The sequence below is a fragment of the Maribacter sp. UBA3344 genome (assembly GCF_002362375.1).
GTDB lineage: Bacteria > Bacteroidota > Bacteroidia > Flavobacteriales > Flavobacteriaceae > Maribacter > Maribacter dokdonensis.
The window spans coordinates 74,325-99,432 of sequence record NZ_DERI01000024.1 but is presented as its reverse complement, the minus strand read 5'-3'; the positions used below and the strand labels follow the sequence as shown (position 1 = coordinate 99,432).

8 protein-coding genes are annotated in these 25,108 nt (G+C 37.5%); 3 read left to right on the top strand and 5 right to left on the bottom strand.

Annotation, left to right across the window (positions count from 1 at the left end):
• Positions 1 to 47: 47 nt before the first annotated feature.
• From B2Z27_RS14925 to B2Z27_RS14915, 3 genes are all read left to right on the top strand, one after another.
• A complete protein-coding gene (locus B2Z27_RS14925; RefSeq protein ID WP_286814237.1) occupies positions 48 to 8,633 on the top strand; it encodes a T9SS type B sorting domain-containing protein in 8,586 nt (2,861 codons plus the stop codon).
• A gap of 179 nt (positions 8,634 to 8,812) precedes the next feature.
• Positions 8,813 to 9,529 (top strand): prolyl oligopeptidase family serine peptidase, encoded by a 717-nt coding sequence (locus B2Z27_RS14920; RefSeq protein ID WP_058103302.1) that lies wholly within the window; start codon positions 8,813 to 8,815, stop codon positions 9,527 to 9,529.
• A 15-nt stretch (positions 9,530 to 9,544) separates the two neighbouring features.
• Positions 9,545 to 10,747 carry a multiheme c-type cytochrome gene (locus tag B2Z27_RS14915; RefSeq protein ID WP_286814236.1) on the top strand — a complete coding sequence of 401 codons (1,203 nt, stop codon included), beginning with the start codon at positions 9,545 to 9,547 and terminating at the stop codon, positions 10,745 to 10,747.
• A 92-nt stretch (positions 10,748 to 10,839) separates the two neighbouring features.
• Here the strand turns inward: B2Z27_RS14915 and B2Z27_RS14910 are convergent, their stop codons facing one another.
• The 5 genes from B2Z27_RS14910 to B2Z27_RS14890 all read right to left on the bottom strand — a co-directional run bounded on the left by B2Z27_RS14910 (position 10,840) and on the right by B2Z27_RS14890 (position 24,815).
• Positions 10,840 to 12,597, bottom strand: coding sequence for a RagB/SusD family nutrient uptake outer membrane protein (locus B2Z27_RS14910; RefSeq protein ID WP_236973371.1), 1,758 nt, complete (start codon positions 12,595 to 12,597; stop codon positions 10,840 to 10,842).
• 52 nt (positions 12,598 to 12,649) lie between these two features.
• Complete coding sequence (locus B2Z27_RS14905) at positions 12,650 to 15,940, bottom strand: SusC/RagA family TonB-linked outer membrane protein (protein WP_286814235.1); 3,291 nt, start codon at positions 15,938 to 15,940, stop codon at positions 12,650 to 12,652.
• Positions 15,941 to 16,318: 378 nt separating this feature from the next.
• The gene (locus tag B2Z27_RS14900) at positions 16,319 to 19,651 is read right to left on the bottom strand and encodes a VCBS repeat-containing protein (protein ID WP_286814234.1); all 3,333 of its coding nucleotides are present in this window, start codon (positions 19,649 to 19,651) and stop codon (positions 16,319 to 16,321) included.
• 294 nt (positions 19,652 to 19,945) lie between these two features.
• On the bottom strand, positions 19,946 to 21,640 hold the full coding sequence (locus B2Z27_RS14895) for a RagB/SusD family nutrient uptake outer membrane protein (protein ID WP_286814233.1): 1,695 nt from the start codon (positions 21,638 to 21,640) through the stop codon (positions 19,946 to 19,948).
• 4 nt (positions 21,641 to 21,644) lie between these two features.
• Positions 21,645 to 24,815 carry a SusC/RagA family TonB-linked outer membrane protein gene (locus B2Z27_RS14890; protein WP_286814232.1) on the bottom strand — a complete coding sequence of 1,057 codons (3,171 nt, stop codon included), beginning with the start codon at positions 24,813 to 24,815 and terminating at the stop codon, positions 21,645 to 21,647.
• Positions 24,816 to 25,108 lie beyond the last annotated feature (293 nt).

Here is a 25,108-nt window from a genome sequence, read left to right as displayed (position 1 = left end):
TATAAAGATCCCAAATCGAAATTGTTCTTAAAAACGAAACTTAACCTATGCTCCCAAAACAACAGCGGTATACGCTGTATGTACTGTTTCTGATTGTTATTTCAGTAATTGGTACTACGGCTCTGGCCAACTCCAAAGTAAGTACTTTGTATGCAGAGGTGGCCCATGTAATCGAAAAGGCTGTTTCGATTTCTACCACAAATCAACCCATAAAAGAAAATAAAGAAGCGCTTACGCAAAAAGCTAGCTTGGCAGCTCCTGCAATGTTCAATACAGTTATTGTAGGTGCAGATGCTACCGAAACGTGTAACGATAACGGATTTACAATTGCCCGCTTTAACTTATGTGGTGATTATGATGATCGTATTATTAGTTTATCAGGTGGTCCATATAGTAGTGTCATATGGCAAGAATTGGGAGGTTCTTGTTCACCTGATGTTAATACTGAATGTCCTAATACCACCGCTTCTTGTTATTCAAATGTTGCAACTGGTCAACAAACCTTTACTCTTGATGCGAGCTCTGTACCCTCTACTTCTGGAGCTGAGTATAGGGTTTTAGTAGACGGACAACCTTATTACTTTAAGGTTAAAAAAAGTACCATTACCCAAACTTATGTAAAACAAGACTATATATGTGGGGTTGATGGTAGAATTCAAATAACAAATCTTTCTAGTGCCTATGAATTTGCTATTGATAGTGGTAGCGGATTTGGAGCTTGGCAAGGAGCTATTTTCTCAAATTTGGCACCTGGTACATATAATGTAAAAGCTAGATTGAGAAATACGGCAAATACTTGCGAATACCCATATGAGCCTATAGTTATAGAAGAAAAGGAAATTGAGATTTCGGCAACGTTTACAGATGCCCTTTGTAGTGGTGATACCGGTAGTATTACCGTAACCGCCTCAAACGTTCCTGGTCCATATAAATATACCTTGCTTAATTCTAGTGGCGTTGCCCAAGAGTTTACCGCTTTTGTTTCTACAAATCCCTACACTTTTTCTGCTGTAGGTTTTGGAACTTATACGGTACAGGTAGAAACACAGCAATGTACCGGTGATCCGTTAAATGGAATTGATCCACCTAGGCAAAGTGTTGATGTCAATGGTAATCCATTAACTATTGGTGCCGGTGCTTCTGCTTTAGATGCATCTACAGAGGTAAACAGTAGTTTTGGGTGTTCTGATATCTCAAGTGTAGATATTACCTTAAATACTTCTGGTGGTTCCGCTCCCTATACGTTTACGGTTAACGGTGGTCCTGTGCAACCTTCATTTGGAAATGCTGCTACCGATTCTGGTACTACAACTTATACGGTAACTGCAGCAGGAACTTATGATTTTGTAATTACTGATAGCAACGGCTGTATTATAAATGCATCATCTGATGTAGAAGATCTGTTACCACCAGATGTAACTGTAGCAGGTATAGATGGTACATGTAGCAACGGTGGTGCAAAATTGGAGTTCACCATTAATAATGGTAGAGGTTATAATATTTCATATAGGGAAAGTGCAGCTGATCCTTGGGTAAGTACGCCACAGATTTCTGTTGCGGCAGGTACCTATAATGATATAGAGGTAAGATACCAACAAGGAGGTTTTGAGTGTACTTTAGATTTGCCATCTGTAACCGTAGATACTGTGGGTTCATTGACCGGAAGCGCTACTAAAGTGGCAGATGTAACCTGTTCTGGAGCTGGAACGGTAGGTGGTCAAATTGATTTTGTTGGTCCATTTTCAGGAGGCTCGGGTAGTGGTTATGAGTTTAGTATTGATGGTGTAAACTTCTCAACTGTTACTTCGTACACAGATTTGGCGGCAGGAACTTATACACCGATCATTCGTGATGCTGGCGGTTGTAGATTAGAACTTACTGCTATTGATATTTTAGATGTTGATCCACCTACGGATTTAGATTTTGCACAAAGTAATACAAGTTGTGCAGCAGGTACTACAGATGTTCAGTTGACACCTACTAGTAATGCAGCAATAAATAGATATGAAATAATTAGTCCGGCGTATGTGGACAATGGTACTAATGATACGTTTACGGGTTTAATGACCTCACAAGCGTATATCTTTCAAATAACCGACGTTAACGGATGTTCATATACTGAAGGTTTTAGACCGGTTGAAATTAGTTCTATCAGGGTACGAGTAAAATCTGGTGGCGACTTAAGGGTATGTAACGGTGCAACCGATGGTACGGGATCCTTTGTTGTAGATGGTTTTGCTAACAATTATACCTATGACATTAATGGTGGATTATTCACTGGAGGACCTCAAAATAATAATGAAGCAGCACTTCCTTTATCAGGTGCAGGTACCTATACCATTACAGTAACCGATGCCGATACCGGTTGTACGGATACTACCTCTTTTGATATTGAAGAGGCTCCTGTTTTAGATTTATCTACGAGTACGGTTACGGCAATGAGCTGTGCCAATGGTAATTTAGGAAGTGTAAGAGCAAATGCAACCGGTGGTTGGGGAACATATAGATATACCTTGACTCCTCCGGTAGGACCACAAATAGGTCCAAGATCTGGAAGAACCTTTAGTAATCTTTCTGCAGCGGGAACATACACATTATCTGTAGAAGATGCTGAAGGTTGTACAGATACCTTCACTTTTGACTTAACCCCAATTGATGCGCCAACTATTGCATTAGATGGACCGTCTTCAGATTTTTGTTTTGTAGCCGGTGTAGGAGCTACGGTTGCCGTAACCTCCACTGCTGGTACTGCAGTAGTAGGTACGCACCAATATAGAATTAATGGTGGTACTTTACAGGCGAGCGCTTCTTTCTCTGGCCTATCTCCTGGTAACTATACTATTGAGGTGGTAGATGGTAATGACTGCTCGGATAGCTTACCTATAACCATTGAGCCCCAATTAAGGGTAAACACCAGTATTGAAACTGAAATACCTTGTGGAGGAGCTCCTGGTCAAATTAGAGTTCAGGTGAACGGTGGCTATACTGCAGGCCCTGGGGCTAAACAATATGAAGTTAGTTCTGATAACGGGGTAACTTTTGGTGCGGCAATACCATTGACTTCCAACAACTTTTTATACGATACTGCTACCCCAGGCGATTATGTCTTTAGAATTACGGATAACAATACTACAAGTAGTGGTTGTGTTGCCGAATCGGTTGCAATAACGTTGAACCCGCCGCAAAATATTGCGGCAGCCCATATTACCACTAGACTGGTTAGCTGTAGCTCAACTAATAATGGAGCAGTAACAATAACACCCGATGCAACAAGTGGGGTGCCACCATATGAAGTTAATTTTAACGGAAATGGTTGGGGTTCAGAAACTGTATTTTCAAATTTGACCGTTGGAACGTATTCTTATTTGGTTAGAGATGCTAGAGGTTGTGAAACCGTTGCAGATACTTTTGATATTACTTTAGACAGTACGCCACCACCTGCAACTACGGTTTCAGAAGTTCAGGCAGTTTGTAGTGGTAGTGGTCCAGTTAGTGGAGGTATAAGTATTGATGCAGTTACAGATGGTACGCCTAGTTTTGATTTTATTATAGAGGATAATACAGGTGTAGAAATTACTCGTGTAGAGGATCAAAGTACTTTTCCTATCCAAATTTTAGATCCATCATTGGTAACTGGAGATTATACTATTATTACGATCGATGCCAATGGTTGTACCGATATTGATACGGTTACCATTACATCAAATGAAGTGGTAATTACACCAATTCCGCAACCAGCACCTGCTGATTGTGATGATACTGCTTTCACCTATGCTGTTAATGTTAGTGGAGGTTCAGGGTCTTATCAGATAAGATTGTTGGATCAGCCATCATTCTATAATCTAAATAATACACCAGGGGTCAATGACCATACTTTTAGCAACGCTACAGACGGTATTCAATATGGTGTAGCGTATACTGTTGTAGTATTGGATGTGGGTACTGGTTGTACCTATGAGCAAGAAATACCACCAGTTGAGGGTCCGTCTTCTTTGGATGTTACGGCATCTTCCACACCTGGTGCCTGTGATATCAATAGAAATGGTGAAATAGCCTATGAAATTACTGGTTATACTATTGGTGATCAGTTAAGAATAGTATTGATCAATAACGAAGATGGATCAGAAACGGAGTTAGAAGCTGCTTTGACAACTACAGGTTTACCTTATAACGGTACCTACGCGGAATTGCCTGGTGATTATCAAATTTTGGTTGAAAATTTAACTGATACTTGTACAGATGCTGCATCCGTGACTATTGATCAGAATTTACCGGATATTGATATTTTACAGGAAGTTCCTGCAAATTGTAATGCCTTTGGTCAAGTTACCGTTCAAGGAAGAGGTGGTTCTGGCGGACCATATGAATTCGCCTTTATGAACAATGGTGATGTGCCTACTGGTACTGATTGGACAACAGATACCACATTTACAGCTCCTGATGGTGATTATGACGTATATGTTAGAGATGCTAGCGGATGTACATCTTTTGATATTGCTACCATTATTTCTTTAGATCCAGATTTACCGGCTCCTACTTTTACCGTTGTTAATCAATGTGATCCTACCTCAACGGCATTTGATATTACAGTTACCGTACCAAATTCTTTGAATACACCGAGATTTACTCTGGGTGGTGATGAACAATTACCTACGGATGATGGTACAAATTGGACTTACACTTACACGGTAAGTAGTCCAGGTGATTATGTAGTAGATGTAGTTGATGCCAATGGATGTACAAGTCAAGGTACTGCCACGGTGTATGATTTCTTGTCTGCAACAGGTGACTTTACTACTGATAGTACTTGTAATGATGCTGATGGAGAAATTACAATAACTACCAATGGCGGAAGTGGAGATTTCGATTATGAATTAACAGGTATAGATTATAATTCAAATGCGGTAGCACCGGTCTTACAAACCAATGATGCAGTATTCACAGGCTTAGAACCTGGTAATTACCAAGTTGTAATCACTGACCGTGTTGTAAATGATGGAACTGGTTTTTGTGAAACTACGGTATCTAACATTATTCTTAATCAGGCTGCTCAACCAGTAATTGTTGCTCAAGATGCTGATGATATTAGCTGTAGAGATGAGAACGATGGTTTTATAGAAGTAATAGTTGGTCCTGCAAATGCAATGGTTCCTTTTACTTCGCAAGATACTCCGTTAACCTATATCCTAAATGATGTTACATCTGGTACAACGGAAGTTACAAGGAATAATACGGGAGCCTTTTCAGGTTTGCCTGCGGGAGATTACCAAGTGCAAGTAGTTACTGCACGTAACTGTGAGGTGTTGTCTTCGGTACATACCATAAATAACCCCGATGATTTTAGTATTACTGCCAGCGCAGCGGATTTTTCCTGTGAACCAGGTGCTAATAGATATAGTTCTACCATTATTACCGTGAACGTTGTTGATGCCGGTACTATAGGTTCTGGTTATCAATATAGTATTACCGGGTTCGAGAACTATCAAACAGGTAATACATTTGAAATCATTGATAATGGTTCTGCTCAGAATATTACGGTTTATGCTATAGATGGCAATGGTTGTCAAACTACATTTGATGTGCCTACGATCAATCCGCCAACAGATGTTGTACCCACAATCATAGATATTGATATTTTAAATTGTAGAGATGATGAACGTGTACGTATAGAAGTTGCGGGTACAACTGACTTTACTGTAAATACAGTTTCGGTTACAGCAGTTGCTCCAGTAACAAATTCAACCGGAAATAATTATGTAGACGTATTTTTACCGGATGTTGGTGATTATTTATTTGAAATTGTTGATAATACAGTAGGTTGTACCTATCCAATGCCTGTGCACACGGTTAACACGCCAATTGCACCAACAGTATTAATAAGTGAGGCTAAACCGGTTAGCTGTGCGGTACCTGGTAACGATGGAGCATTGTTCATTACCGTAGGTGATTATAATGGTGTATATGATTATATCGTTTATGAGGCTACTGATGATGCTAGAACAACTCCTTTGGCTTCAGGAACTTTTGATACCAATAATTTCCCTGATGTTAATGGTGATGAAGCCCGTATAGATAATTTACCTGGTGGTAATTTAATTGTAGATGTGGTTTCTGTGGGTAATCCATATTGTGCAGGTATCAGTAATGTTGCCAATATTAGAACACCTAACGGTCCGCTACAAGTTACGGCAGAGTCTATAGGAAATGTTAGCTGTACCAATGACACAGGTGAAATTGTTGCAACAGGTACTGGTGGTTGGGACACTACTCCTTATGAGTATAGATTATTAATGAGCACGGATAATGGTGCTACTTATACCACTGAAATTGCTGCATTTTCCAATGATAATGAATTTACCGGCTTGTCATTCGGTTTCTATGAGATAGAAATTAGGGATGTAGAAGGGTGTACAAATACAGTGGAGATAGAATTAGAAGAAGTACCGCAAATAGTTGCCGGTATTAGAGAACCACAGAGTTTAGATTGTCCCAATGGTAATAATGCGGTTTTAGAAGCTTATGATATTACGTCTGGTGATGCTATTACTGCAACAGCAGGAGCAAGTGGTGGTTTTCCTGGTGCGGGTTACAATTATACATTATTATATTTAAGTGGTGATGATAATACGGCTGTAGTATCTGAAAGTGGTTTGCAGAATACACCAACCTTTATTGGAGATAGTGGAGGGTATATTAGTGCTGGATGGTACGCAATAGAAGTTTCGTCTAGTTTTGGATGTTCTTTTGTTACCGAAGCTTATTATGTAGATCCACCACCACCAATTCAGCCGGTATTGGTACAGACAAGAGTGCCTGGTTGTGGAGGGGATGGCGAAATGAGAATGACCGTTGAAAACCCTGATCCTTTGTTTACTTATGAATATTTAAGGGTAGAAAACGGTGTTACCATTGGTACCTATCAACCAATGACAGGGAATTCTGTTACCATATCTGGAGTACAGGGTATTACTTATCAATTTGATGTGAGAAAGGTAAATGCCGCAGGTGCTTGCCCCGCAATTAGATCAAATGGTATTACCATGACCGATGCTACGGGAATAACGTTATTGCCTAACTTACCAGATGATATTTCTTGTGCATCTGAATTGGATGGTAGAATAGAATCTTTTGTGAACGGCGGTGTAGGTGAAGATGTGTTCTATTTATACGAAGGTGATCCTGTTGATGCTTTTAATCCGGCAGCTACTGCAACATTGGTAAGAGGTCCCCAAGATAACGGTACATTTGAAGGTTTAGCTGAAGGAACCGAATACTATATAGCGGTAACTAGTGGAGCTACTTGTAGTGATATTGCTGGTCCGTTCGCTATAGTTAGACCTGATCCTATAATTTTTGACGCCGTGCCTACAAATGTTTCGTGTAACGGTGAAGAGGATGGTACCATAACCGTATCTGTTAGCGCCGGTGGTGAAGGGTTAATACAGTTTGCGATTGCTCCTAATTTTAATGAGTTCTTTAGTGATTCGGATAACCCTGGTACATATACTTTTGATGAGTTGGCGGCAGGTACTTATGAGATTTTGATCAAGGATGATAATGGCTGTTTTGAAAAGGATTTTATTACTATTGAAGAGCCTGATCAAATAGAGGTGATCAATATAGATACTACACCCGAGTTGTGTATAGGTGCAAATAATGGTACTGTGATATTTGATGTCATTGGAGGTACTCCTTTCAATAATCCTTTAGTAAGTGCTACACCATATTTTGAATATAAAATAGAAATGATCGATCCGGTAGATGAATCGGGTACCGCCACGTTTGCACCCTATACTGGTGAAATAATAGAAGACTTACAGGGTGGAGCATCTTATGTTATCTATATACAAGATGTAAACCAATGTACGGCTTCGGAATTATTTACTATAGATATTGGAGTAGATTTAACCGCAGCAGCTCAGGTGCAGTATGGTTGTGAAGGTATATTCCCTACCAGTACAACCACTATTCAACTGGAAAATGATAATCTTTTGCCGGAACTAATGTTTGCTTTGGATCCAATAGATCCTACAGATGCTATTACGGCTAATGCTACGGATGAGTATGTATGGGGAGATTTACCTGCCGGTGATCACATTGTATATATTTATCATGAAAATGGTTGTACCAATAGTGTTGAGTTCAGTATTGATGGTTATGAGCCATTAAGTTTGGTAGTTGATAAAACTGGTCCCAATGAAGTTCAAGCTTCTGCCGCTGGTGGTTATGGTGAGTATGAATTCTTTTTCAACGGACAATCTTTTGGAGATGAGACCGTATTTACGACCAATGAAAGCGGAATAGTAAATGTTCGTGTTAGAGATGCAAGAGGTTGTGAACTGGAGCTTAGCGTACCTTTTGAATTCACCGGAATGTTAGAATTTCCTAATTTCTTTACACCTGATGGTGATAACTTGAATGATATTTGGTCTCCAAATAATAGAGAGCTATTTGATGGTGTAGTGGTTAAAATTTACGATCGTTACGGTAGGGTAGTTGCTGTATTGGATGAGGTCAGTGGCTGGGACGGAACCTATGAAGGTAAAGAGGTACCTACGGGTGATTATTGGTATGTTGTAAATGCAAATAGTGATGCCATCAAATATGTAGGTCACTTTACATTGTATAGGTAATAACTTTAAAATAATATGATTTTAAGAGAAGGAGATGCTAAGAGCATCTCCTTCTTTGTTTAGGGGTGATTGTATATAACTTAGTTTTGGTAAATAGCATTTGAAATCCAAATTGATCTAATGATACTTTAACTTTAATACAACTTGTTTTTAGGTACATTTGAGCGTAAATTGTTTTTATGATGAGGATTGTTCCGTATATAGTTCTATTGATTATTTTTCAAAGTTGTGCATCTCAAGAAAAGCCTAGTCTAATAGACGCTGAGATGGAGACCAATGTAAAAGAGAAACTATCTTATTATTTGTACTATCCTGAGGATTATGAGGACGAACCTGATAAAGAGTTTCCGATCTTATTGTTTTTGCACGGCGGAGGTGAATCTGGTGATAGCCTGGTCACGGTGAAGAGAAATGGTCCTCCAAAATTGATAGTTCAAGGAAAAAAGTTCCCATTTTTGATTTTGGCGCCACAGAACCCCAACGCCAAGAAATGGTGGAATACAAGGGCTGTTAAACAGTTGTTAGATTCTATTGTGGATAATAATAGAATAGACAAAAAACGGATTTATATAACCGGATTAAGTAGGGGTGGTGGCGCTGCATGGGAAATGGCGGTACAATATCCCAATACATTTGCTGCAATGGCAGTAGTTTGTGGTATGGCACCATTGCCCTATGCTTCATGGATCAATAGGGAAATGCCCATATGGGTCTTTCATGGTGAGAAAGATAAATCCATTCCATTCTCAGAGTCTGAAAATATGGTTGCTAAATTAAAGGAAATGGGATATGAGGTAATTTTTACAAGATATCCTAACGTAGGCCATAGTGCATGGATAAAAGCTTATGAGACCGATGCACTTTATGATTGGTTTATGAACCAGGAATTAAAGTAGATCTTAAAAACTACAATGAAAAGCAAGCATACAAAATACATTTTATGTTCAATTGTTCTTGTATTGCTCTTTTATATCTTATGGTATCTAAAAAACACTGTTACAATCTCGGATTATTTAGAGCCGGAAATCGTAGCTACACATTATAATGGCAAAAACTTTGTAGCTCAGGATACCTGCATAGAATGCCATGAAGATATTTTTAAGAGTCATGTAAAAACAGCTCATTACAACACGTCAGCGATTGCCAATGAAGAACACATTAAAGGTAAACTTGCCGAAGGCTCCAATGAGCTGAATCTAAAAGGGGTGCGTTTAAAATTAATAAAAGAAAACGATGGGATTTATCAATTGATCAAACCAAAGTTTGACGATACTGCCTTGGTGAAATCTAAGCTGGATATTACTATTGGTTCTGGAGTAAAAGGGCAAAGTTATCTGAGCTGGGAAGATGATAAGCTATATCAATTACAACTATCCTATTTTGAGCCTGCCAATACTTGGGTCAATAGTCCCAATTTTCCCAAATACTCTTTCAATAGACCTGTAGATGATAATTGTTTAAAATGTCATGTGACCTTTGCCGAAAATAAAAATGAAACTGGTAACGGAAATATTTATAAACGCAATAAATTGTTGCTAGGTATTGATTGCCAAAGGTGTCATGGACCTTTAGAAGAACACGTAGTTTACCATAGGACCAAACCTAATGAAAAAGTAGGTGTACATGTAGATAATTATGGTAAGTACACCCAACAACAGCGCTTAGATGCCTGTGCCGTATGTCACTCTGGGTTACAAGCACAACAGGTAAAAGGTAATCCGTTCTCCTTTATTGCTGGCGATACATTATCGGCCTACTCCAAAAATTATCAGAATAACAATAGAAATCTCAAATTAGATGTTCATGGAAATCAAATGGGGCTTCTCAGTGAAAGCAAGTGTTTTGTGAATTCTTCAAAAATGGATTGCATTACTTGTCATAGTCCACATGAAAATGAACGAGGTGAACAAGATGTTTTCAATGCAAAGTGTTTGTCTTGCCATAATATTACAGCTATTAACAGTAGCGTCGAGGTAAATAAACATATTGAAACTCAAAATTGTATTTCCTGCCATATGCCCTTGGTACCTTCTGAAGTAATGAAATTAAAATTAGACGATGGTCTCAACGAAATACCGGTCTATATTAGAACTCATTTAATAGGTGTATATTAATCGTTTAACCAAGTAGTTTTAAATTAATAAAGAGTGGCCAAAAAAATAATTTGACCACTCTTTATGCAACTAACAATTAACAATAATTTTAATTAGTAAGCTGGATCTTGTGTCAATGTTGGTTGACCATCAACTGCAGATCTATCAATTGCTTGACTTGGTATAGGGAAATATTCATTTTTTCCTTCCGTAAAAGATTTTCCTACTAAGTATGTTCTATGTTGAGACTCACTGGCTATGTAGTTGTTTAAGGTTTCAGCGGCAATTCCCCAACGGACCAGATCCCAGTAACGGTGACCTTCCATGGCAAATTCCAATCTTGTTTCAAAACGTACGGCATCCCTGGCGGCAGCTTTGTCCGTCCATGGTGCATCATACGTTGCAATATCATAATTTGCTGCAGCTTCGCCCTCTACAATGCTGAAATCATTTCTGTCCGTTCCTTGTGTGGCCAAAGGTACAAATCCATCAGGATTAGCGGCTCTTGTTCTAATTTCATTTACAAGTTCACGAGCTCTTTCTAAACTTCCTACTTCCACTTCTGCTTCTGCCAACCATAATAGAATCATGCCATAGCGCATATATCGGTAATTGTTTGCTGATAGATTTCCCCATCCGCCAACACCAAAACCTTCTGGCTCTGCAACATGCTTCTTAGAGAAGAAAGGACCTGCATATGACAAATCTCTAACAAAATCGGTTTGATAGATTTTGAAACCTTTGTAAAGTATTCCAGGTCTTCCTAAAGTATGATCTATTCTAGGGTCTAAAGTAGCCGTTTCAGCACTAGTACCGTCTTCATTGGTATCTATACTGATGTCCTCAGCATCAAAATTATCGATCAAAGGTAAACCGGCTTCGGTTCTATAGGCATTTACCAAGTTCTGTGATACCTGATAAAATCCGCAACAGCCCCAAGGGTCTGTATATGGGTGGGCAAGACCCATACCTCTACTAGAGGCTTGATCTGCAGCACTACTTACGGCATATTGAATTTCAAATATAGACTCTGGGTTATTTCTTGTGGCTACCAAAAAATTATCTTCAAATTTAGTGGCAAGGCTAAATACACCTGAGTTCACAATTTCATCTAGTAAAGTTTTGGCCTCACCAAGTTTTGCGGTATTAGGCGTTCCATTCTCGTCCCAACCCTGGTACATTTTTGATTTGGCCAAAAAAGCTTTAGCTGCCCAACTAGTAGGTCTACCTACTTGACTTTGTGTTGTGGGTAAACTTGCCGCTGCAGCTTCAAAATCAGCTTCAATAAACGGCCATATTTCACGATCATTAGGCACTTTGGTGCTTTCAACATCATCTAAAATGTAATCTTCCTCGCCAATGTAAGGTGGCATTCTCCACATTTTGCGTGCTTCCATATGAAAAATACCTCTTAAGAATCGCGCTTCAGCAATTACTTGGGTTCTCTTTTCATCAGAAAGATCTTCTAAACTATTGGCGGCGTTAATGGCATTGTTCGCTCTAGCTACACCTTTGAACAGTGATCTCCATCTATTTGTAATATGACCATTGAAAGATTGATAGTCATAGGCTTCAATAAAAGACTGTTCTGGTTGGTCACCCGCATCGGTACCCTTAAGTGCATCATCCGAAGCTATGTTAAATGCCCAGTTTTCTACCGTAACGTTCCAATCTGCAGTGCCATCTAAACCAGCACCGTCAATCATGGCATAGGCACCCAATAGAATGCCATCTAAACCATCTTCCGTTTCAAGACTATTTGTACCAAATTGCCCCTCTGGAGTTCGTGTTAAAAATTCATCGCTACAACCAACCGTAAAGATGGCCATACAGATAAATACCATTAATATTATATTTTTTCTTTTCATCATTAAAATTTTATATGTTTCATTAAATGATAGCTTTTTTAAGCAATTAGATTTTTTAGTTAAGGGTTAATCTTAGACCTAATGTATAGGTACGCGATACCGGCATGTAACCGCCATCAAAGCCTAATGTAGCGTCATCTCTATTACCTGCTTGTATTTCAGGGTTTAAACCTGTGTACTTTGTCCATGTAGCTAAGTTTTGACCCTGTACATATATCTGTCCTCTTGAAATACCTATTTTTTCCATTAAATCTGAAGGGAAGGAATAGGTCAACTGAACATTTTTAAGTCTAAAATAACTACCATCTTCAATGAAATAAGATGAAGGTCTACTACTAATTTGATCGTTAGCATCCATTATCGGTACAGTGGCATTTGGATTAGCCGCTACCCATTCGCTAACGGGAGCAGAAGGGTTGGCAGGTTGCCATGCATCATAAAGCGCTCTTTTTGATCTGTTTCCTTGAAAGGTGTTAAAATCTGCAAAATACCTTACGTAGTTGTAAATGTCATTTCCTTCAGAACCATTACCGAATATGTTCAAGGCCAGGTTTTTGTAACTAACATCTATATTGACACCATAGGTGAAATCTGGGTGCGGACTTCCAATGATCGTTCTATCATCATCATCTATCTGCCCATCATTATTCACATCTGTTACCTTCAATTTACCAGGTGCATTGTAGCTGCCATATGTAGGCCAAGCATCTGCCTCTGCCTGAGACTGGAAAATTCCTTCGGTTTTAAAGCCATAGAAGGATGATATTGGTTCGCCAACTTCTGTAATGGTTAAAGAAGGAACTCTAGAAGCATCACCAAACAAAACGGTACCGTCATCTGTTTCACTTAATTTATTAACCTCGTTTTTGTAAGCAGAAAGGTTGAAGCTAACACCGTAACCCCAGTCGCCTTTTTTATCGTCCCAAGATATTTGTAAGTCTACACCTTTATTGGTCATTTCACCAACATTGAAGAACGGTGCTTGTGCATCACCTGCGGTATACGTGATTTGTCTTCTAAACAACATGTCTGTCGTTATCCTGTCCCATAAATCAAGACCTATATTAAATCTTCTATCGAACATTGAAAGGTCAACACCAATGTTGTTTGATGTAGTAGTTTCCCATTTAGCATTTGGGTTACCATAACTTTGAACGTCAAAACCTAAAGTTGGTGCACCCGTTGCTCCATCAATTGGATATCCTGCGTTGAAAATATTGGAACGGTAAGTAGTATAAGAATTGTAATCTCCAATTTCTTGGTTACCCGTTTTACCCCAACCATATCTAAGTTTAAGTTCATCTACCTTTTCTAGATTTTGCATAAAGGCCTCGTCTGATACTCTCCAACCTAAACTAAAAGCAGGGAATATTGCACTCCTAGAAGCAGATTGAAACCTAGATGAAGCATCATTTCTTAATATAAACTGAGCTAAATATTTTCCATCGTAGTTATAATTCAGCTTTCCAAATTCAGAAAATAGCGTATAATCTCTAAATGCATACCCGTAGTTACTCGCCGTGGTAGCATCACCTAAATCTAAATAGCGTTGAATGTCAAGCGTTTCAAAAGCATAGCCATTTCTACTGGCCCCAAATTCTTCACCATAAGCCTCAATACCCTCAACCCCTACATAAGCATCAAAATTATGGACTTCATTCCAAGTTTTAGCATAGGTCAATACCGTATTCCATTGCCATTGATATTCATACCTGTTAGTTGAAGTTGAGCCGCTGATGAAGTTTCCTTCTACATACTCTGGGTTTTGTCTTCTTAAATATCTACCTCTTTCACCTGTAGCATCTACACCAAAACTAGTTTTCACCTGCAAGTCGTCCGTAATGTCATAGGAGGCAAAAACGTTACCGAATACACGTAAACGATATGTTCTGTTGTCTTGCTCTCTGTATAAAGTTGCATATGGGTTAAAGTTGTTACCTAGGTTAGCACCTCTACTACCTGCAAAGTTACCGGCAATATCATAGATCGGTAAAAGTGGATGATGTTTATACGAACCCGAAACTGCATTTTGTTCCTCATCATTTCCAAAACCACCTTTTCTATTGTCAAAGTTTACAGAAAGGTTTTCACCAACAGTTAACTTTTTATTTAATGCTTTAAATTCTGTATTTGCACGAATGGATGTTCTATTGTAGCCTACAAATTTAGTTATCGCATCTTGAGCAAAGTAACCTAGTGTAAAGGCGTATCTTGCATTTTCAGTTGCGCCAGAGGCTGATATTTGATGGTTTAAAATTGGCGCGGTTCTAGTTACTTCATTCCACCAATTGGTATCGGCGGCGCGCACAATAGCATAAATATTACCTTCTTCCAATGCATACAAATCGGGGTCTGTACCGGGATCACCTTCCATGGCGCCACTTGGGAAAACATAGTCAGGTATTCCTATTTCTCCATTTGGGCCAAAAGAATATTGACCATGACTAGGATCCTTGCCAGCATATAGATCGGCTAAATAAAGGTATTCACCTAACTCCGCAGCATTTAAGGCTTCTACTTCTCCTAATCCCGACTGTAAACCGTAATAGGTATCATAAGTGATGACCGGTTTACCCATTTTACCTTTTTTGGTGGTGATAATTATTACACCATTTGCAGCTCTTGAACCGTAAATTGATGCTGCAGATGCATCTTTAAGAACCTGTAAAGATTCTATGTCATTTGGGTTAAGGTTTGCTTGTGATCTTGAAGGTACCCCATCAATAACGTATAGAGGGTCATTGTTGCCAATGGTACCAAAACCTCTAATTCTTACCGTAGCCTCACCACCGGGAGTTGCATCATTTACAATACCAATACCGGCAGCCCTACCTTGTAGTTGTTGTGCAAAAGTAGTAGCAGGCACGGCATTTAGCTCTTCAACATCTACTGTTGAAACTGAACCCGTTACATCCCTTTTAGACTGAGAACCATATCCTGTTACCACAACCTCATCCAAAGCAGCGGCATCTTCGGTTAAGGTTACTGAAATAGGAGAGGAGCTAGCAGCTATTTCAACAGTTTTAAAACCTACGTAACTCACTACTAAGGTTGCAGATGCCGCTACGTCTATGGTAAAATTACCATCAAAGTCGGTTTGGGTACCATTCGTGGTACCTTTTTCGATGATACTGGCACCAGGTAACGGAGTGCCTAGGTCATCTAATACCGTACCGGTCACAGTTGTTTGAACCTTGAGGGGTTCATTGTACTTAATTTCGTTTGGCTTTTCATTAGCGCTAAGGCCATTAAAGCATAAAGACGCTAAAATCAATAAAAATCCGCTTCTTAAGACCGACTGTCTTTTTTTGGATTTTAATGATTTAAAATCTTGTTTTTGATTCATAATTAGTTGTTGTTTGATTAATTGTTGATTTATTAACTAATCTTAATTTTAGTTAAGATTAACGTAATATTATTATAATATTAGTTAATAATTTATCAAAAAACCAATTTTAACTATTAAATTTTATGAATAGTTTATTTGTGGTTTCAGTGGTGTTGTTAGTCGATTATTAGATGTCGTTCAGGTATGATTTTGTAGGGTAATAAATACAAGATAAGTGAGGTGTCAAGCAAAAAAAAGGGTGAAATAATCTGCAACATTACAGATTATTTCACCCTTTTTTTATTTTAAGTAGCTAACAAAAGTTGGATATTCTCTTGAGATGTTTAAATATCTTCTATTTAATTAAGTTTGCTCAAATTAATGAATTTATGCGAACTAGTTTTTTTGAAAAATTCTTATAGAATCTCTGTTTTGTGTAACAATATAATAGGGTAGTGCGTTCTTACTATTTTTAACGGTAGTGATACTTTTTGCATCACCAGGTACAAAAAAGCCACTTTTGCTAGTTGATACCGATTTAAAATTACCATTACCATCATTTTGCAATAGCAGACCGTTCAGGGCATCATTACGACCTACAAAAACTTCATTACCAAAATTATTGCCAATTAATAAGATGTCATTATAACCGTCTTCATTAAAATCTACCGTTATTGAACCGTTAACAGGGGCTACTTGTGCATCAATAGGTAAAGGTATATGTGAAAATTTACCATCACCTTCATTTAGCAGCACTATGCTTTTGTCGTAATTAGCTGTTAATTTAGTTGAATTTTGTAATTCTTCATTAGAAAACAAATTTGTGATTGTTGCCCTTGAATAGGCTTTAAAAGAATTGTACTTGGCTCTAAAAATAGGACTTTGACCATTTAAATCTCCCCAAAAGTTTACAGGGAATGATTTGTAGGTAGGGTTTTCAAAGCTTTCTTTAAAGTAAGCGAACATTACTGGGTCTAAAGTACCATTGTTATCAAAATCTTTGGCAATCAGATTAACAGGTCTTTCGGTTGTAGGATTGTAAAAGTTGTTCATTCCTAAATTACCTATTATAAAATCTATATCACCATCATTGTCAACATCTGTTTTTGTTATACTCTCCCACCAGCCAAATAAACTGTCAACCCCGGTATTTTCAATTTTCGAAAAACGTGTAAGGTTATTTTTATAAATGGTAATGGGCATAAATTCACCCACAATAACTAGATCTTCATTTCCATCCAAATCAACGTCTGCCCATACAGCATCGGTTACCATTCCTATCTGACGAAGGTCTTGAGCTATATTGTCCGTAACATCTTTTAAAATACCTTTTTCGTTCTTTAAGATAAGACTTTTGTCAGGATTGGGGAATTTAGAAAAAGGAGTTCTGCCACCAACAAAAAGATCAACATATCCGTCATGGTCGTAATCGGTAATGGCTACTATAGAACCACTTGTTTTAACCAATGGCATTTTATCTGTAGTAAGTATGAAATTTCCGTTACCATCGTTTGTTAGTAACCTATGATTGTAATAATTGCTATCCAATTCAAACTCGTTACTGCCAGAAACGAGATACATGTCTAGATCGCCGTCATTATCTAAATCAAACAAAGCAATACTTTCTTCTTCATATTTTTTATTTTCCTCATCGGTGAACAAAGGTTTTTGCGTAAAATGACCCTGTGCATTTTGGAAAAATAATTGTGGCGACATACCGGCAGAACTGGCAACTATAAAATCTTGATGACCATCACCGTTTAAGTCTCCGGCAGTGGTAAATGGACCATTTTGTGTTAGTTTGTGCGGTAATGTACGTTGTATGTTATAATCGATAATATCTTTTTCTTCATGTAAAAACGTTACCCCAATATCTTTTGAAACTTCTCTAAAAATTGGTTTTTCCTGTTTGGGGACGTATGGAAAAACAAGGCTGTTATTTTTTACTGTCTTTGCATTTTTGGCCTCTAATATTATACGTTGGTTACTTTCAATGTCGGTCAATTTTTGGTATTTATTATCTGGCCATAAAACTTCGATAGATTTAACTTTTGTTGCATCACCAAGACCGAAATGAAATATATCTTCAACGGTAGACATGTAGCCCCTATAGGTGTGATATTCTTTATACTGAAATGTGCCATCATTTAGCCGAACAACAATTTTAGCACCATCCTTTAAGGTATTGGAGGAGGTGTTATTTAAAGCTATGCTCAAATAATTATGTTTTTCATCACTTGTGTCTGTAGTATTTTCAAATATGGATGCTTCATCATTAATATTGTTTATGATATAGTCTAAATCCCCGTCATTGTCAAGATCGGCAAATGCAGCACCGTTAGAAAATGATGGTATGCCAATGCCCCATTCATTACTTACATCAGTAAAACCATTGTTACGATTATTTTTATAGGCATAGTTTGGAATCTTAATTTTAGGAATTGAATCTAAAATTTGTGCAGGACTAAGATATCTACTAACATTAAATTTAAAATCGCCAAAATCCAAATCGGTAATATCTCTAGGAAAGCCATTTGTAATCATTAAGTCTTGGTAGCCATCATTGTCCATATCCGCAAAAAGTGGTGACCAACTCCAATCTGTTTTTGACACGCCAGCCAATAAACCTATTTCGCTGTAAGGTATGTTGTTGCCATTGCCTTTTTGAAGCATGTTTCTAGTGTGTTGGTTTTCATAACCAAATCTTTCGTTCAAAATATATTCAGTGTATTTATGCCCAGATAAGGTAGTTTTTAACCTTCTGTTGGTTTCGCCAAGCATATCCAAGGTTACAATATCCAAATAACCATCATTGTTAAAGTCAGATATATCATTACCCATAGAAAATTTGCTTTGGTGCTTTATACGAGATGCAATTTGATTGGAAAATGTTCCGTCTTGGTTATTGATATAAAGAAGGTCATTGGTCAAATAGTCATTACTTACATAAATATCTGGCCAGCCGTCATAGTTAAGGTCAGATATAGAGAGCCCTAAACCAAAACCTTCAATAGTTATACCTGCTTCAACGGTAGCATTTGTAAAAGTGCCGTCGCCATTGTTCTTGTATAATTTATCATTGCTTAATGCAGTTCCATCGGTAATTTTCTTTCTATAGTTGGTAGGTAAAATATGAATATCTACATTATTAAGTACATATAGGTCAAGTAAGCCATCTTTATTGTAGTCAAAAAAGGTAGCGCCCATACTGTTGCCAGATTCTTCTATACCATATTGTTTTGCTAAATTTTTAAAAATTGGAACGCCATTTTCATTTAGACCTTGATGAACAAATAGTATGTTTTTTTTGGCCTCGTCACTATTCAACATTGCAGAACATACATACATGTCTAAATTACCGTCATTATTGATGTCAGCAAGTGCAACTCCAGTATTCCATTGGGCAATAGCTTCTATGCCAGATTCTTTTGAAACATCCTTGAACTTAAAATCACCAAGATTTAGGTATAATTTATTATTTACTTGATTACCGCTAAAAAAAATATCCGGTAGCTCATCATTGTTAAAATCACCTATGGCAACACCGCCACCATTAAAAATGTATTCGCTAGTTAGAATATTAAAGCTATCCGTTTCTATTATTTTATTGTTGAAGGTAATTCCAGATTCATTACTAGGAACCATTTGAAATAATGTTGATTTTTGTTTAGTACATGAAAAGATACTAATGGCGATCAGTATTATTGAAGAGTAAGAAATAATACGCATATCAGTTAGTTTTTGTTGTGTTGTTTGTTGTAAGTTATTGTTTAAGTATTGTTCTTATCAGATAATTGAGTTTAGACAAGTGTTGAGAAGTACTATTTGAATGAATGGTCTATTTGTTTCTACTATGCAAAATAGTGTTTTACAATGAATTTATGAAAGTTAAATAGATGGCATTATAGGCTTAAATTATTTAAAATTTAACCAGGGTAATTCTAAATAAGGATAGGTTTTTTAGGATATAAAAAAAGCAGGACATCAATTAGATGTCCTGCTTATTACAAAGAATTTATAGACTTAAAAACCTGGGTTTTGCTCTAAAACACCTCCACTTAAGTCAATTGCACTTAAAGGTATAGGCAATAAATCATGTTTAGCTTCGAATGCGTTTGCTTTTGTACCAAAATTTTCAATAGTACGGCTTTCATTAGCTATGTACTCATTGATAACTTCAACTCCGTTGCCCCATCTTCTTAGGTCAAACAAACGGTGACCTTCCATTCCAAGTTCTAAACGGCGCTCATGACGAACTGCTTTTCTTGCAAATGCTTGATCTGCAAAACTTGTGTAAGGTTCAATTACATAATTGGCTGCATCTGCATCACCAGCTTCATTTTGTACATAAGACATGCTTTTTGCTCTGTTTCTAACCATGTTTACCCAAGTTAATGCTGATGCTAAGTCGTTTAATTCAACTGCAGCTTCTGCACCCATTAAAAGAACATCTGCAAAACGTATAATGTTATAGTTTATGCCAGAGTGTTGCTGACCCCATGCACCTGTACCTTGGTTGTCGGTATCACCAGATTGATAAACGTTTTTGGCTGGTAAATATGGCCCTGATATATCGGCAAATGTTGCACGGATCCAAGAATGCCCTGGGAAGGTGCCATAACCATTATAATCAATACCTCTTCTACCAACAGTATAATCTAATCTAGGATCTAAAGGTCCAGTATGAGGTGTAAAGGCATCTTCATCTTCAATGCCGTAATCATTGGCTACATCATTACCAGCAGCATTAAAGGTATCTAATAATGGTAATCCGTCCTCATCAGTTTGGAAAGCGTTTACCAAATCTTGAGAAGGTTGGTAAAAGCCACAACATGAACCAAATGGACCTGGATTAGGGAAGTTTAGTACTCCACCAATATTACCGTTAAAAGATTGTCCGGTATCTGCAGTGAACTGAATAGCGAAAACAGATTCTGAACTATTCTCACCTGAGCTAATGAAATTGTCCAAGAATTCAGCATTTAAACTGTATGGACCATTGTTGATTACATCTTCTAATAAATCAAATGCAGCTGCCCAATCTGATTGCTGTAAGTGTACTTTTCCTAAATAAGTCTGGGCTGCCCAAGATGTAGGTCTACCGGATTGCTCTTGTGTAGCAGGTAGATTATCCATTGCGAACTGAAAATCAGCTTCAATCTGATCCCAAATAGGACCTGGATTTGGTTGGTTAAACTCTGTATTTGCATAATTTTCTTCAGAAATGTAAGGAACATTTCCGTAGATTCTTTGCAACTCAAAATTAAAATGACCTCTTAAAAAACGGGCCTCGGCAAGTTTACCTGTTAAATCTGCATCTTCAATTGAAGAAATAAGAGATATAACGGCATTTGCTCTGTTTACACCTGCAAAAATTGACGACCATTTACCTAAAACGTATGGGTTACCTGTGGTCCAGTTGTAAACTTCCATTTCAAAAAGATCAGCTTGGTCACCATCTGTACTTCCTTTGTGGGCATCATCTGCGATAACATCAAACCACCAGTTGTCACCACTAGCGGCAAAACCGTTACCTGATAAATTGTTTCTAATTCCATCTAAGGTTGAATATGCACCAATTAAAAGTAGTTCTACACCGTCTTCATTTTGAACGGCAGCATCACTTAGCGCACCTATAGCGGGTTGCTCTGTAAATTCATCGCTACATGCACTTATAGCGGCGAATAATGTGAATAAATAAATTAATTTCTTTTTCATTTTTTTACAATTTTAAATTAAATCCAAGTGTAAGAATTCTAGATTGTGGTACAACCTGGTTGTCTACACCCAATGTTAAGTTATTACCGGTAACAGATGATATAATTTCTGGGTCAAAGCCATCATATCCTGTAATAGTAAACAAGTTTGTTCCTTGAATGTATACTCTCAACATATCAAGACCAATTTTACTTGTCACTTTTTCAGGGAAAGCATACCCTAATTGTATATTCTTTAAACGCAAGTAAGAGCCATCCTCTACAAAGTAAGAATTAGGTTGCGTTTCGCTGTTTTGTATTGAATTACTTAATGCTGGTAAAGTAGCATTAGTATTTGATGGTGTCCAAGAATCTAATACTCTGACACTTCTATTTCCATCAACAAAAGTTGGGAAATCTGTAAATATCTTAACGTAGTTGTATACATCGTTTCCTTGAGAACCTTGTAAGAATAATGATAGGTCAAAAGCTTTATAACCTAGGTTAAAGTTAAAGCCATATGTAAAGTCTGGATGCGGAGATCCAATAAATGTTCTATCACTATCGTCTATAGTATTATTACCATCTATATCTCTATATTCAAATCTACCTTCATCTGTAAAACCTATTACTTCTCTACCAAAGAAAGACGAAATTGGTTGACCTACTTGAGTTCTAGATACTGCTCCACCACGGAAGCTATCATCACCTGTTTGGAATTCACTGATCCAATCTGTTACTTCATTCTTGTAATGAGAGAAATTTACATCAAACCCATATTTCCAACCAGATGTAGTTTCATCTTTGTATCTAAGATTAATGTCAAAACCTGTGTTTTCTACATTACCTGAGTTTACGTATGGTGCCGCAGCATCAATGGCTGTAGTACTGATCAAACTGTTATCTTGAGTAATCAAATCTTTTGTAGTGATCTTAAACCATTCAAAATCAACATTGAACTTGTCATTGAAAAAGCCTAATTCTACACCTGCATTAATAGCTTCACTAGTTTCCCAGCGTAAATTTGGGTTACCAACAGAAGATAATATTGCTCCAGTAGCAATTGCATTACCGTCAATAGCATAGTTACCTAAACTCTCATTAAGTGAAGAAATATTTATAGTAGGGTTACTTGCAGGTAAAGATTGATTACCTAATTGACCCCATGAACCTTTTAATTTGAACCAGCTCAAAGCTGAATCAGAAGAAATAAAATCTTCTTTGCTAACTACCCAACCTGCACTAATAGAAGGGAACGTATCACTCTTGTTATCCCCTGAAAAACGAGAGGAGGTATCATTACGTAAGGTACCCGTTATAAAATATTTGTCAGCATAAGAATACGTTGCAGAACCAAATAAAGAATAAAGAGACGTAGCCGAATCAAAAGCATTGTCGATGTTTGGTGTTCCGCTACCATTGTTCAACAAATAAAAATCTGGAGTTTCAAATAAGAAACCTGTTCGGCTAACTTGTTTTCCTTTAATTCCATCTTCTACAGACTCTATACCTACTAAGGCATCTATTTTGCTGTTTTCAAAGGTTTTCTTGTAATTTAAGGTGTTAGTAAAAGTCCAAGAATAGCCATCTTGATTTATTTCTGTTAGTGTGTTAGTTCCTAACGGCTCACTATGTTCTGGATCTAAAGCTTGGAAACTACGGGTGTTGAATGAATTGATCGTTCCACCAATAGTAGTTTTAAAAGTAAGGCCATCCATTAGCTCCGCTGATAAGTATACATCTCCAAGAAGTCTTAAGGTCTTATTAAAGTTGTCACTTTGTCTACTTAATTGAGCTAATGGGCTTCTTGAGTTACCTGTACCTTGAGCACCGGTACCCGCAAAATTGCCGTTGTCATCATATAAAGGAATTAACGGGCTGCTTCTTACCGCTTCTTCATATCTTGCTCCAGCTCCACCTTGGTTACCATTGGAATAGGCAGCACTAAAATGCTCTCCAATTCTTACTTTGTCTCCAAGTTTAAATTCAGAATTTAAACGTATTTGACCAATTTTGTAAAATGTATCTACAAGGTTACTTGGGTTGTTTAAATAATTTGCTGAAAGAGAGTATTTACTATTTTCCTCACCATTTGCAACAGAAAAGGCAACACTTTGTATTACCGAAGTTCTTGTAATGGCATCTAACCAATCAGTACCGTTAGGGTTAACAGTAGCCGAAGCGTCACCTCTTACAATTGGGTCATAAGAAACAACTCTGGTATAACCATTTAAGGTAGAAGGAACAATTGCTGAAGAACCATTTCCGTATTGTGGGTGGTCAAAAGCTGTACCATCGTTAGCTGCACTTTGAAATAGGACATCTCCTAATTGTTGTGCGTTCAAAAAATCTGGTGTATTCGCTATTGAAGAGAAACCAGTATAAGTATCAATAGATACTATTGGTTTTTCCATATTGTAACCACCACCTTTGGTTGTAATAATCACTACCCCGTTAGATGCTCTTGCACCGTAAATTGCCGCTGCACCATCTTTTAAAACGTTCATTTGGGCAATATCGTTAGGGTTTATACTATTTAGTACAAATGGATCATCTGTCTGTAGACCATCTATAATAAATAATGGGTTGGTGTTATTACTAGTACCAAATCCACGAATATTGATTTTTGGTGGACTACCTGGTGTAGCATTCTGTACTACGGTAACACCACTAACACGTCCTTGTAATGCTGAGGCAGCATTTACAACTGGTGCCTTGGTTGCTTCAGAAACATCTACAGAAGCTACAGACCCCGTAAGGTCACCTCTTGTTTGTTGAGAATATCCTAAAACAATAACTTCGTCAAGTGCAGCTGCATCCTCGGCTAGGGTAGCGTTTACATTTGACTGGCCGTTTACGGCAACTTCGGTGCTTTTAAATCCTATATAGCTAAATACCAACGTAGCACCGGCAGATACATTTAAGCTATAATTACCATCAAAATCTGTTTGTGTACCGTTAGTAGTACCTTTCTCTACGACGTTTGCACCAGGTAAAGGTTGACCTGTGTCATCTAGAACGGTTCCGGTAACAGTAGTTTGAACTGCTCCTACTTCAACTTTGTTTGAAGTACTTGTGTTTTCATTTGCCTGCACTAATTGTGTGCTTAGGCAAACAAGCATTGACAATACCCCAGATTTAATAAAGGAAGACCTTTTACTGGAGCTCATCAACGTGTAATCACGTTTTTGACTCATAATTGTTGTTTGTTAGTTTAAATTAATTGTGTAGAAATTGACTTTTTAAAATTTATAGTTGCGGAATTAAATGTTAAAAAAATCAAAATCCGGTATAATAATAGCAATTTTCCTTTAATAATTGATGATTCGATAACGTTAATTTGCAAGTGTCAAAATTTTAAATTTCGTTGTTTTGATTATGAAAATCGTTTTAGAAGACCGTAAATATTAAGATATCAATAATTTGTGAGTTGAAAAGAACATGTTTTTGGTGTTAAAATTTTAACAACTTATATCAATTATGTATCTAA

Excerpts from the sequence above, each read along its gene's own strand:
- B2Z27_RS14925 (WP_286814237.1), top strand. The coding sequence starts at position 48 with ATGCTCCCAAAACAACAGCGGTATACGCTGTATGTACTGTTTCTGATT.
- B2Z27_RS14920 (WP_058103302.1), top strand. The coding sequence starts at position 8,813 with ATGATGAGGATTGTTCCGTATATAGTTCTATTGATTATTTTTCAAAGT.
- B2Z27_RS14915 (WP_286814236.1), top strand. The coding sequence starts at position 9,545 with ATGAAAAGCAAGCATACAAAATACATTTTATGTTCAATTGTTCTTGTA.
- B2Z27_RS14910 (WP_236973371.1), bottom strand. The coding sequence starts at position 12,597 with ATGATGAAAAGAAAAAATATAATATTAATGGTATTTATCTGTATGGCC.
- B2Z27_RS14905 (WP_286814235.1), bottom strand. The coding sequence starts at position 15,940 with ATGAATCAAAAACAAGATTTTAAATCATTAAAATCCAAAAAAAGACAG.
- B2Z27_RS14900 (WP_286814234.1), bottom strand. The coding sequence starts at position 19,651 with ATGCGTATTATTTCTTACTCTTCAATAATACTGATCGCCATTAGTATC.
- B2Z27_RS14895 (WP_286814233.1), bottom strand. The coding sequence starts at position 21,640 with ATGAAAAAGAAATTAATTTATTTATTCACATTATTCGCCGCTATAAGT.
- B2Z27_RS14890 (WP_286814232.1), bottom strand. The coding sequence starts at position 24,815 with ATGAGTCAAAAACGTGATTACACGTTGATGAGCTCCAGTAAAAGGTCT.